This is a genomic window from Stenotrophomonas sp. GD03777, assembly GCF_029842485.1.
Lineage (GTDB): Bacteria > Pseudomonadota > Gammaproteobacteria > Xanthomonadales > Xanthomonadaceae > Stenotrophomonas > Stenotrophomonas sepilia.
In genome coordinates this window covers 1-11,592 of sequence record NZ_JAOCGL010000111.1, presented here as the reverse complement: position 1 = coordinate 11,592, position 11,592 = coordinate 1, and the positions used below count along the sequence as shown (strand labels likewise).

Genomic DNA, 11,592 nt, shown 5'->3' with positions numbered 1-11,592 from the left:
GTGCCTCGGCCGCCTTGGCCGCAGCCGCAGCTTCCTCGGCGGCCTTCTTCTCGGCCTCGGCGCGTTCCTTGGCGGCAGCCTCTTCCTCACGGGCACGGACGATGGCCTCGTCGCGAAGACGATCCTTCTCGGCCAGGGCCTGCTGTTCGGCGAGGTTGCGCGCACGCGACTCTTCCAGCTTGCGCAGGATGTCGGCGCGCTCTTCGTCCGGCGTCATGGTGCGAGCACCATCCTTGACGTAGGTACGCTTCTGGCGCACCTCGACATTCACGGTCGTCTTGCTGCGACCGGAATTGACCGTCACTTCCTGCTGCTTCCGGCGGTTGAGCGTGATCTTCTTTGCAGACTGATCGGTCTCTTCCGGGGCCTGCTCGGGCTTGCCGTGCGAACGACGAAGGAAGCCCAGGAGCTTTACCTTCTCGGAGCTGGTCACGACCTGGTCGGGACCGCTGAACTTCATGCCGGCACCGGCCAGCTGTTCCAGCAGTTTTTCGACCGGCGTGTTGACCAGTTCGGCAAGCTTGCGGATGGTGGTTTGCTGCGACATTCGGATCCTATGATCTTGTGGGCGCCCCCCCGCATCTGGAGGTGGCGCGGATTCTACGCCCTGAGCGGCTCAGGGCCCTGTTCATTGCCGGCTCATTCGCCGCGTTCCAGTCGGGCGATCTCCTCGGCACGGGCGGCCAGGATCAGCGCAGCGGCGCGCGCCTGATCCAGTCCTTCGATGCCGAAGTCCATGACCTCGTCGGCGGCCAGGTCGGACAGGTCCTCGCTGGTACGCACGCCGTGGCCGGCCAGCGCATATGCAGTGGCTTCGTCCATGCCCTTCAGGGACAGCAGGTCCTGCGCCGGCTGGCCGTCTTCAAGGCCTTCCTCGACTGCCAGGGCCTCATTGAGCAGCGCATCGCGGGCACGAGCGCGCAGCTCTTCGACGATGTCCTCGTCGAAACCTTCCACGGCCAGCAGTTCGCCGACCGGGACATATGCGATTTCCTCGACGGTGCCGAAGCCTTCGCTGACCAGGATGCCGGCAATTTCCTCGTCCACTTCCAGTTTGTCCATGAACAGCTGGCGGGCGGCAGCCTGCTCGGCCTCCGACTTGGCAGTGACCTGGTCCTGGGTCATCACGTTGAGCTGCCAGCCGGTCAGGCGGCTGGCCAGGCGCACGTTCTGGCCGCCCTTGCCGATCGCCTGGGCCAGGCGGTCTTCGGCAACGGCCAGGTCCATCGAGTGCTTGTCCTCATCGACGATGATCGACTGCACTTCGGCCGGAGCCATCGCGTTGATGACGAAGTTGGCCGGGTTGTCGTTCCACAGCACGATGTCCACGCGCTCGCCATTGAGCTCGTTGGACACGGCCTGCACGCGCGAACCGCGCATGCCGATGCAGGCACCGATCGGATCGGTGCGCTGGTCGTGGGCCAGCACGGCGATCTTGGCGCGGTCGCCCGGATCGCGGGCGCAGGCCTTGATTTCCACCAGGCCCTGGCCGACTTCCGGCACTTCCAGCTTGAACAGCTCGATCATGAACTCCGGCGCGGCGCGGCTGATGAACAGCTGCGGGCCACGCGGCTCCGAGCGCACTTCGGCCAGGTAGCCGCGCACGCGGTCGCCGGCACGCAGCACGTCGCGCGGAATGCCCTTGTCCTTCGGAATGAAGCCTTCGGCATTGCCACCGAGGTCGACGTAGATGTTGCCGCGCTCGGCGCGCTTGACCACACCGGTGATCAGCTCACCCACGCGATCCTTCCATGCATCCACGACCTGCTGGCGCTCGGCTTCGCGCACGCGCTGGACGATGACCTGCTTGGCGGCCTGGGCAGCGATGCGGCCAAAGTCCGGGTTCTCGATCTGCTCTTCGATGTAGTCGCCGACCTCGACGCCTTCGGCCTCGTCGACGGCGTCCATCAGGCGGATCTGGCGATCCGGCGATTCCATCACCACGTCATCGGCCACCACTTCCCAGCGGCGGAAGGTTTCGTAGCTGCCATCCTTGTGGTCGATGACCACGCGGGTCAGCACTTCCTCCTCGGGATAGCGCTTCTTCGCTGCCGAGGCCAGGGCGGCCTCGATGGCATCGAAGATCACTTCACGCGGCACGCCCTTCTCGTTGGCGACTGCGTCGACTACCAGCAACAGTTCCTTGCTCATTGGCTCACTCCGCGCGCGGCTTCTTTGCCGCCGGCTCGTTGGAAGAAGAATTCGTGTTCGGCTTCGGACGCTTCGGCGCCGGACCGGTCGGCTTGCTCGGGGCCAGCCCCAGCGCCACCCAGTCGGGCATGATCCGTGCCTTGTCGATGTTGTCGGCCGACACGACCACTTCAGCCTTGTCGACGATGAAGGTGATGGTGCCCGCAGCCTCGTCGATCGCTTCGATGCGGCCCTGCAGGCGACGACGGTTGTCCTGCGGCAGCTTCAGCGTGACCTTGGCCGATTCACCCTGGTGGCGACCGAACTGCTCCAGGTTGAACAGCGGGCGGTCCACGCCCGGCGAGGACACTTCCAGCGTGTAGTTGCCGCTGATCGGGTCTTCGACGTCCAGCTGCGCCGAGACTTCGCGGCTGACCCGCTCGCAGTCGTCGACATTGATGATGCGCTCGGGCTGTTCAGCCAGCGGCACGTCGATGTAAAGGCGCAGGGTCGCACCGCCGGGGGCCGGCAGATACTCAACGCCCAGCAGCTCCAGGCCCAGCGACACAACGGTCGGGGCGAGCAGATTCGCGATGTCGGTTGCCTTGTCGCTCACAGCCTGCCTTGATCTCTATGGTTGGGTGCCGGCCTTGGCCGGCGTGGAAACATGACGCCCCGGAAACGACAAAGGGCCCGTTGGGCCCCTTTTCCGGAAAGACTCCGGTGACTGGATTCCGGTTGCAACCTGCATTGCCTGCCGGTTGCGGCCCTCCTTCCGGGTCCGGACTCCCGCTGGGAGGCCGCCTTCAGGGGTACTGCTAGGCCGCTGATGATAGCGGCTGCACCGCGCTGGTGCAAGGTGCGGACCCGGGGTCAGACCCCTTTTCCACGGGAAAAGGGGTCTGACCCCGATCACGCAGAAACGACGCAGACCCCAAAGAAAAACGCCCTCGAAGCAGCACTTCGAAGGCGATCTCCTTACTTGGTAGCGGGGGCAGGATTTGAACCTGCGACCTTCGGGTTATGAGCCCGACGAGCTGCCAGACTGCTCCACCCCGCATCAGAAGCGGAATTATGAGCGGTTGCTCCAAAAACTGCAAGCTTCCCCTCATTCATCAAATCGGTTGGCGCCGATCCGAAGTTGGTAGCGGGGGCAGGATTTGAACCTGCGACCTTCGGGTTATGAGCCCGACGAGCTGCCAGACTGCTCCACCCCGCACCGGAAGTGTTTGAACTGCTGCCCTGCTCTTTCGAGGAAGGCTACCGCAACGATGTTCTGGCTGAACCGCTGCAGTGACAACTCAGGCTGCGCATATTACACGAATCGCGCAGCTTTGTGTCAACTTTTATGCAAGATGCGCAAATGCCTGCTGGCACCAGACCATGATCGGGTTCCAGGCCAGGCCCAAGGCCAGCAGCGCCAGGGCATTGACACCCAGCACCACACCCAGCACGCGGTCGTTGTTGCGCGGCATGGCCTCGCCCACCGGCTCATCGAAGTACATGACCTTGATGACGCGCAGGTAGTAGAAGCAGCCGACCACGGCGCACAGCACGCCCAGGATGGCCAGCCACAGCAGGCCGCCGTTGACGGCCGCGCCCAGCACCGCCAGCTTGGTCCAGAAGCCCAGGAACGGCGGGATGCCGGCCAGCGACGCCATGATGCACAGCACCAGGCCGGCCATCCACGGGTTGCGGGCATTGAGGCCCTTGAAGTCCTCGATGTTCTCGGCTTCAAAGCCGGCACGCGACAGCGCGATGATCGCGCCGAAGGCGGCGGTCGACATGATGGCGTAGGCCAGTGCGTAGAACAGCGCAGCGGCATAGCCCTGTGCGCCACCACCGGCGATGCCCATCAGCAGGAAGCCGATGTGCGAGACGGTGGAGAACGCCAGCATGCGCTTGAGATTGCTCTGCGCGATGGCCATCAGGTTGCCGATGACCAGCGAGACTGCGGCCAGGCCGGCGATCAGCAGCTGCAGTTCGGTCGACAGCGGACCCACGCCCATTTCCAGCAGGCGGTAGGCCATGCCGAAGGCGGCCAGCTTCGGCGCCGAGCTGATGAACAGTGCGATCGGTGCCGGGGCACCCTGGTACACGTCCGGCAGCCACATGTGGAACGGTGCGGCACCCAGCTTGAAGGCGACGCCGGCGATCATGAACACCGCACCGGTGATCAGCAGCACGCGCTCTTCCGAGTGCGGGATGGCGTCACGGATGACGTCCAGGTGCAGGCTGCCGGTAGCGCCGTAGATCAGCGACATGCCGTACAGCAGCAGGCCAGAGGCCAGCGAGCCGAGCACGATGTACTTCATCGCCGCTTCCGAGGCCAGGCCGTTTTCGCGGTTGCTGGCGACCAGGGCGTAGGAGCACAGCGCCAGCAGTTCCAGGCCCAGGTAGACCATCAGCAGGCTGCCGGCCGACACCAGGATCATCATGCCGGCGGTGCCGAACAGGATCAGCACCGGGATCTCGCCCTGGAACAGGTTGCGGTCACGCAGGTAACGCCAGCCGTAGACCAGGGTCAGGCCGCTGAGCAGCACGATCCCGGTCTTCATCACGTCCGCGGCAGTATCGCGCACGAACATGCCATGGAAGACCTCGCCCTGCCCGCCCACGCCGGTGACCAGCATGAACAGCACCACGGCCAGCGCAGCGAGCGAGAACAGGTGGGTGACGATCTTGTTCCGGTTGCTGACGAACAGGTCGAGGATCATCAGGGCGAAGGCGCTGCCGATCAGCACCAGCTCGGGAGCGAGCGGTGGCAGGTCAGCGGCGGTCAATGGCAGCAGCGGCGAGGTGGTCATCATCAAATCCTGGAATTACAGCAGCTTGCTGGATGCGATCTGCATCGCCAGCTTCGCGATCGAGGGCTCCATCAGGTCGGTCAGCGGCTTGGGATAGATGCCCAGGGCCAGCACGCCGATGGCGAACACGCCCAGCACCAGCCATTCGCGGCCGTTGATGTCCTTCAGTTCGGCAACATGGCTGTTGGCCACTTCACCGAAGAAGATGCGCTTGTACAGCCACAGGGTGTAGGCGGCGCCGATGATCAGGGTGGTGGCCGCGCCCAGCGCGATCCACGGATTGCGCTGGAAGGCCGACAGGATGACCATGAACTCGCCAACGAAACCGCTGGTACCGGGCAGGCCCGCGTTGGCCATGAAGAACAGCATGGCGAAGGTGGCGAACCACGGCATCACGTTGACCACGCCGCCGTAATCGGCGATGCGGCGGCTGTGCATGCGGTCGTACAGCACGCCGACACAGGAGAACATCGCGCCGGAGACGAAGCCGTGCGAGATCATCTGCACCATGGCGCCCTGCAGGCCCAGGCGGGCGGCATCGGCGTTGCCGGCTTCACGGACCAGCCACAGGGCAATGAAGGTGCCCAGGGTGACGAAGCCCATGTGCGCGATCGACGAATAGGCGATCAGCTTCTTCATGTCGTCCTGCACCAGGGCGACCAGGCCAACGTAGATCACTGCGATCAACGACAGCGCAATCACCAGCCAGGCCCATTCCTGCGACGCGTCCGGGACGATCGGCAGGTTGAAGCGCAGGAAGCCATAGCCACCGATCTTCAGGGCGATGGCGGCCAGGATCACCGAACCGGCGGTCGGCGCTTCCACGTGGGCGTCCGGCAGCCAGGTATGGACCGGGAACATCGGCACCTTGACCGCGAAGGCGATCAGGAACGCGAAGAAGATCCAGGTCTGTTCCTTGGCCGACAGTGGCAGTGCATACAGGTCGGCCAGCTGGAAGCTGCCGCCCTTCATGTACAGGTAGATCAGTGCCACCAGCATCAGCACCGAGCCGAGGAAGGTGTACAGGAAGAACTTCAGCGCAGCGTAGATGCGACGCGGGCCGCCCCAGACACCGATGATCAGGAACATCGGGATCAGCATCGCCTCGAAGAACACGTAGAACAGCATCGCGTCCGTCGCCGCGAAGATACCGACCGTGACGCCTTCCAGGATCAGGAAAGCCGCCACGTACTGGTTCACGCGCTTGTCGATGGCGCTCCAGGCGCCGATCAGGGCAAGCACGCTGACCAGGGTAGTCAGCAGGATCAGCGCCACGGCAATGCCGTCCACGCCCAGGTTGTAGCCGATCTTGTACGCCGGGATCCAGGCATGGGTCTCGACGAACTGCAGACCGTCGATGCCCGCGTTGTAGCCGCTCAGCAGCGAGAGGCTCGCCACGAACGTCAGCACCGCTACGCCCAGCGACGCCCAGCGGGCGGTCTGCGCATCACGGATCGCAAGGATCAGGGCGCCACCGATGATCGGCAGCCAGATGAGGACACTGAGTAGAGGCCAGTTCGACACGTCTTCTTATTCCGTACAGGTCATCAACGCAGGTAATGCATCAGCACGCCCAGCAGGGCAATCAGGCCGATGATCATCGCGAAGGCGTAGTGATAGAGGAAACCGGATTGGGTACGACGCAGCACGCCGGCTGCAACGTCCACAACACGTGCCGAGAGATTGACCACGCCGTCGACGATGTTGCTGTCGATCCAGCGCGAGACCTTGCCCAGCTTGACGCTGCCACCGGCAAAGCCATCGATCCACAGCTTGTCGAAGCCGTACTTGTTTTCCAGCACCGACACCAGCGGAGCGAAGGTCTTGCGCGCCTTGCCCGACAGGTCCGGCTTCCACAGGTAGAACAGTGCGGCCAGCAGGAAGCCCGCAACGGTCAGCATGAACGCCGGAGCCATCATGCCGTGCAGCGCGAAGGCGACCGGGCCGTGGAACTCCTCACCCAGGAAGCCGATGGTGTTCTTGGCCGGATCGTAGAAGTCGACGATTCCGGTGAAGAACGTATGCGCCTGGCCCTTGATGGCATCGTGGGCATGGTGGCCGGCCCAGTCGGTGCCGTACAGCATCGGGCCGATGCTGAAGAAACCGATGGCGATCGACGGGATGGCCAGCAGGATCAGCGGCAGGGTCACCACCCACGGGGTTTCGTGCGGCTCATGCGGACCGTGGCCATGGCCGTGGTCATCGTGATGCGCATCGCCGTGGTGGGCGTCGGCGGCGTGGTGAGCGTCATGGCCGTGACCATGATCGTCATGATGCACGTCGCGGAAACGCTCCTTGCCGTGGAAGGTCAGGAACAGCAGGCGGAAGCTGTAGAAGCTGGTGACGATCACGCCACCCAGCACTGCCCAGTAGCCGTAGGTGGCCACCCAGTTGTCGGACAGGTGCGCGTGCAGCTCGGCGGCCTCGATGATGGTGTCCTTCGAGTAGAAGCCGGAGAAGAACGGCGTACCCACCAGTGCCAGCGTACCGATCCACATGGTGATGAAGGTGATCGGCATGTACTTGCGAAGGCCACCCATCTTGCGCATGTCCTGCTCGTGGTGCATGGCAATGATGACCGAGCCGGCACCCAGGAACAGCAGCGCCTTGAAGAAGGCGTGGGTCATCAGGTGGAACACGGCTGCCGAGTAGGCCGACACGCCCAGTGCAACCGTCATGTAGCCCAGCTGCGACAGCGTGGAGTACGCGACGACGCGCTTGATGTCGTTCTGCACGATACCGATCAGGCCGGTGAAGAACGCGGTGGTGGCACCGATGAACAGCACGAAGTTCAGCGCGGTCTGCGACAGCTCGAACAGCGGCGACATGCGGGTGACCATGAAGATACCGGCGGTCACCATCGTCGCGGCGTGGATCAGTGCCGAGATCGGGGTCGGGCCTTCCATCGAGTCGGGCAGCCACACGTGCAGCGGGACCTGGGCCGACTTACCCATGGCACCAATGAACAGGCAGATGCAGATGACGGTAGCGATCGACCAGATCACCGGCTCGTTGAGCAGCTGCATGCCCAGGATCGTGCCGTCCCAGATCTGCAGCTGGGCGCGCGGATCAGCCAGCATGCCGGCCTGCGAGAACACCTGCGAGTAGTCCAGGGTGCCGAACACCCACAGCACGCCGGCGATGCCGAGCAGGAAGCCGAAGTCACCGACGCGGTTGACCAGGAACGCCTTCATGTTGGCGAAGATCGCGGTCGGGCGCTTGAACCAGAAGCCGATCAGCAGGTACGACACCAGGCCCACCGCTTCCCAGCCGAAGAACAGCTGCAGGAAGTTGTTGCTCATCACCAGGGTGAGCATCGAGAAGGTGAACAGCGAGATGTAGCTGAAGAACCGCTGGTAGCCCGGATCGTCCTGCATGTAGCCGATCGTGTAGATGTGGACCAGCAGCGACACGAAGGTCACCACCACCATCATCATCGCGGTCAGCTTGTCGACCATGAAGCCGACGTGGGCCGAGTACTGGCCGACTTCGAAGAACGTGTAGATGTTCTGGTTGAACGGCTGTGCGCCGCCCCACAGCAGCTGGTAGAGCGTGTACATCGACAGGCTGCAGGCCACCGCGACGCCGAGGATGGTGATGGTCTGCGCGCCGAAGCGCTTGACCTGGCGACCGAACAGGCCGGCGATGATGCTGCCGAACAGCGGCGCAAGCACCACTGCGATCAACAGACTCTTGGAGAGAGTGATTTCCATCTGTGGATCAGCCCTTCAACGAATCGACTTCGCCGACATTGATCGTGCGGCGGGTACGGAACAGGGTCACCAGGATCGCCAGGCCGATGGCGGCTTCCGCGGCGGCGACGGTCAGGATGAAGAACACGAACAGCTGGCCGGACGGATCGCCCAGCTGGCGCGAGAAGCCGACGAAGTTGATGTTCACCGACAGCAGCATCAGTTCGATCGACATCAGCAGGACGATGACGTTCTTCCGGTTGAGGAAGATGCCGGCCAGGCTGATGGCGAACAGCACCGCGCCAAGCGCAAGGATGTGGCCAAGGGTAATCACGGCTGGGTCTCCTCGCCGGTGGCCGGCTTGCTGTTGCTGTGCACGACCGGTGCTTCGGCACCCATCTTGACCATGCGCAGGCGCTGGCCGGCCTTGACCATGGTCTGCTCGCCCGGGTTCTGGCTCTTGACGCCGGTACGGCGGCGCAGGGTCAACATCACGGCGGCAACCACGGCCACGGTCAGGATGACGGCGGCGAACTCGAACGGCAGCAGGTACTCGGTGAACAGCGTGCGTGCCAGCCAGGTGATGTTGGAACTGTCGGCGGCGACCGCAGCGGCGTTGTCGGCCGGGAACGGCGTGACCGAGCGTGCCTTGACGCCGATCAGGATCAGCATCTGCGCCAGCATCGCCACCGCCACAATGAGGCCGACCGGCAGGTAGCGCACCCAGCCCTCACGCAGCTTGGTGGGGTCGATGTCCAGCATCATCACCACGAACAGGAACAGCACCATCACCGCGCCAACGTAGACCAGCACCAGCGCCACGCCGAGGAACTCGGCGCCCACCAGCAGCCACACGCAGGCAATGGAGAAGAAGGTCAGCACCAGGCAGAGCACGGCGTGAACCGGGTTGCGCACGCTGATCACCGCACCGGCCGAAACCGTTGCCGCGATGGCGAACACCCAGAAAGCGATATTTACCCAATCCATCTCTCGACCTCAGCGGTAAGCGGCATCGGCGGCACGACGCTCGGCGATCTCGGACTCGAGACGGTCGCCAAGGGCCAGCAGCTGCGGCTTGGTAACGATGTTTTCGCCACGGTTCTCGAAGTGGTACTCGAGGATGTGGGTTTCGACGATCGAGTCCACCGGGCAGCTTTCTTCGCAGAAGCCGCAGAAGATGCACTTGAACAGGTCGATGTCGTAGCGGGTGGTGCGGCGGGTGCCGTCCTCGCGCTTGGCCGAGTCGATGGTGATGGCCAGCGCCGGGCACACCGCTTCACACAGCTTGCAGGCAATGCAGCGCTCTTCGCCGTTGGGATAACGGCGCAGGGCGTGCAGGCCACGGAAGCGCGGCGACTGCGGGAACTTCTCCATCGGGTACATCATCGTGTACTTCGGCTTGAAGCTGTACTTCAGCGTCAGCCAGAGGCCGGCCAGCAGTTCGAGCAGCAGCAGGCTCTTGAAGTAATGGGTAATCCTGTTCATCACTTAGACGCCCTTTTGAATCACGCCGAAGAACACCATGACGGCGGTAACCGCGATCCACAGAATGGCCAGCGGGATGAAGACCTTCCAGCCCAGGCGCATGATCTGGTCATAGCGGAAGCGCGGGAAGCTGGCACGGAACCAGATGTAGGCACTGGCGAAGAAGAACACCTTGACGAACAACCACGGTGCACCGCCCTTCCAGATCCAGTCGACCAGCGGCGAGACATTGCCGAAGTCGACCCAGCCCTGGACCGGGCTCAGCCAGCCGCCGAGGAAGAAGATCGAGATCAGGAAGCTGATCAGGATCATGTTTGCGTATTCGGCCAGGAAGAACAGGGCGAAGGCGCCGCCGGAGTACTCGACCATGTGGCCGGCAACGATTTCCGACTCGCCTTCCACCACGTCGAACGGCGCACGGTTGGTTTCAGCCACGCCCGACACCCAGTAGATGACGAACAGCGGGAACAGCGGCAGCAGGAACCAGTCGAAGAAACCGGAGCTGCCGGCCTGCGCAGCGACGATGTTGCTCAGGTTCAGGCTGCCCGAGGCGATCATCACGCCGACCAGGGCGAAGCCCATGGCGATTTCGTAGCTGATCATCTGCGCCGAGGCGCGCATGGCGCCCAGGAACGCGTACTTCGAGTTGGACGCCCAACCGGCCAGGATGATGCCGTAGATGCCCAGCGAGGTCATCGCCAGCAGATACAGCAGGCCGGCGTTGGCGTTGGACAGCACGATCTGCGAATCGAAGGGCACCACCGACCAGGCCGCGAAGGCCGGCGCCAGGGTGATCAGCGGCGCCAGCAGGTAGATCGCCTTGTTGGCGCTGCTCGGCTGGACCACTTCCTTGAACAGGAGCTTGAAGACATCGGCGAAGGCCTGGAAGATGCCCATGCCCACGTACATCGGGCCGTGGCGGACGTGCATCCAGCCGATCAGCTTGCGTTCCCAGACCACGTAGAAGGCCACCGAGATGATCACCGGAACGGCGATCACCAGGATCTTCAGGATGATCCAGATCAGCGCGCCGATGTCACCGAGGCCGAGCAGCCACTGGTGCAGCGGGTCGACCGCGTTCAACAGCAATTCGTTCATGCAGCCACCACCGATACGCGTGCGGCACCCAGCGGCGCGGTCGCGCCGTGGCCCGATTCAATCCAGACCGAACCCGCAGCGACGCGGGCGTCGACCACCACCGGCAGGGTGGCCTTGCCGGCGTCGGTGCCGACCTTGGCCATCTGCCCTTCCTGCAGCTGCAGGCGAGCGGCATCTTCTGCGTTCAGCACGATGCGCGGGGCGTTGTTGAGCGGATGCGACTGCAGTGCCGGCGCGCGACGGACCACCGCATCGGTGCGGTAGATCGCGGCAGTCGAAGCCACTTCCAGGCCTTCACCGGCAACTGCCGGCTGCGCCGAAGCAGCGACGGTGACCGACACCGGGGCCAGGCTGGCACGCAGGCCGGCCAGGTCGGTGAA

The 11,592-nt window shown here is 63.9% G+C and carries 11 protein-coding genes and 2 tRNA genes; all 13 read right to left on the bottom strand.

What is annotated here, in order from left to right; all coding sequences use genetic code 11:
* On the bottom strand, positions 1–547 hold a 547-nt coding region (locus N5E02_RS17780), incomplete at its 3' end, for a translation initiation factor IF-2 associated domain-containing protein (RefSeq protein ID WP_279946563.1).
* A gap of 92 nt (positions 548–639) precedes the next feature.
* On the bottom strand, positions 640–2,151 hold the full coding sequence (gene nusA, locus N5E02_RS17775; protein WP_005417911.1) for a transcription termination factor NusA: 1,512 nt from the start codon (positions 2,149–2,151) through the stop codon (positions 640–642).
* A 4-nt stretch (positions 2,152–2,155) separates the two neighbouring features.
* Positions 2,156–2,746, bottom strand: a complete 591-nt coding sequence (rimP, locus tag N5E02_RS17770) for a ribosome maturation factor RimP (protein WP_005417913.1) — start codon at positions 2,744–2,746, stop codon at positions 2,156–2,158.
* A 367-nt stretch (positions 2,747–3,113) separates the two neighbouring features.
* Positions 3,114–3,190, bottom strand: a tRNA-Met gene (locus N5E02_RS17765).
* Positions 3,191–3,272: 82 nt separating this feature from the next.
* Positions 3,273–3,349 (bottom strand) — tRNA-Met (locus tag N5E02_RS17760).
* A 127-nt stretch (positions 3,350–3,476) separates the two neighbouring features.
* The gene (gene nuoN / locus N5E02_RS17755) at positions 3,477–4,937 is read right to left on the bottom strand and encodes an NADH-quinone oxidoreductase subunit NuoN (RefSeq protein ID WP_065179770.1); all 1,461 of its coding nucleotides are present in this window, start codon (positions 4,935–4,937) and stop codon (positions 3,477–3,479) included.
* 15 nt (positions 4,938–4,952) lie between these two features.
* Positions 4,953–6,461, bottom strand: a complete 1,509-nt coding sequence (locus tag N5E02_RS17750; RefSeq protein ID WP_005410452.1) for an NADH-quinone oxidoreductase subunit M — start codon at positions 6,459–6,461, stop codon at positions 4,953–4,955.
* A 23-nt stretch (positions 6,462–6,484) separates the two neighbouring features.
* Complete coding sequence (gene nuoL, locus N5E02_RS17745; protein ID WP_279946562.1) at positions 6,485–8,650, bottom strand: NADH-quinone oxidoreductase subunit L; 2,166 nt, start codon at positions 8,648–8,650, stop codon at positions 6,485–6,487.
* 7 nt (positions 8,651–8,657) lie between these two features.
* Positions 8,658–8,963: an NADH-quinone oxidoreductase subunit NuoK gene (gene nuoK, locus N5E02_RS17740; RefSeq protein WP_005417921.1), complete on the bottom strand. Its 306-nt coding sequence runs from the start codon at positions 8,961–8,963 to the stop codon at positions 8,658–8,660.
* The gene (locus N5E02_RS17735; protein ID WP_005417923.1) at positions 8,960–9,616 is read right to left on the bottom strand and encodes an NADH-quinone oxidoreductase subunit J; all 657 of its coding nucleotides are present in this window, start codon (positions 9,614–9,616) and stop codon (positions 8,960–8,962) included. The genes nuoK and N5E02_RS17735 overlap by 4 nt, the downstream gene beginning before the upstream one ends.
* A 9-nt stretch (positions 9,617–9,625) precedes the next feature.
* On the bottom strand, positions 9,626–10,114 hold the full coding sequence (gene nuoI, locus N5E02_RS17730) for an NADH-quinone oxidoreductase subunit NuoI (protein ID WP_005417924.1): 489 nt from the start codon (positions 10,112–10,114) through the stop codon (positions 9,626–9,628).
* Between the two features lie 3 nt (positions 10,115–10,117).
* Positions 10,118–11,212 carry an NADH-quinone oxidoreductase subunit NuoH gene (gene nuoH, locus N5E02_RS17725; RefSeq protein ID WP_065186670.1) on the bottom strand — a complete coding sequence of 365 codons (1,095 nt, stop codon included), beginning with the start codon at positions 11,210–11,212 and terminating at the stop codon, positions 10,118–10,120.
* Positions 11,209–11,592 (bottom strand): molybdopterin dinucleotide binding domain-containing protein (locus tag N5E02_RS17720; protein WP_279946561.1); only part of this gene is annotated, 384 nt, incomplete at its 5' end. The genes nuoH and N5E02_RS17720, both read right to left, overlap by 4 nt.

Bases quoted from the DNA above. Each gene is read 5' to 3' on its own strand.
- nuoL (WP_279946562.1), bottom strand. From the start codon at position 8,650: ATGGAAATCACTCTCTCCAAGAGTCTGTTGATCGCAGTGGTGCTTGCG.
- N5E02_RS17735 (WP_005417923.1), bottom strand. From the start codon at position 9,616: ATGGATTGGGTAAATATCGCTTTCTGGGTGTTCGCCATCGCGGCAACG.
- nuoI (WP_005417924.1), bottom strand. From the start codon at position 10,114: ATGAACAGGATTACCCATTACTTCAAGAGCCTGCTGCTGCTCGAACTG.
- nusA (WP_005417911.1), bottom strand. From the start codon at position 2,151: ATGAGCAAGGAACTGTTGCTGGTAGTCGACGCAGTCGCCAACGAGAAG.
- nuoH (WP_065186670.1), bottom strand. From the start codon at position 11,212: ATGAACGAATTGCTGTTGAACGCGGTCGACCCGCTGCACCAGTGGCTG.
- nuoN (WP_065179770.1), bottom strand. From the start codon at position 4,937: ATGACCACCTCGCCGCTGCTGCCATTGACCGCCGCTGACCTGCCACCG.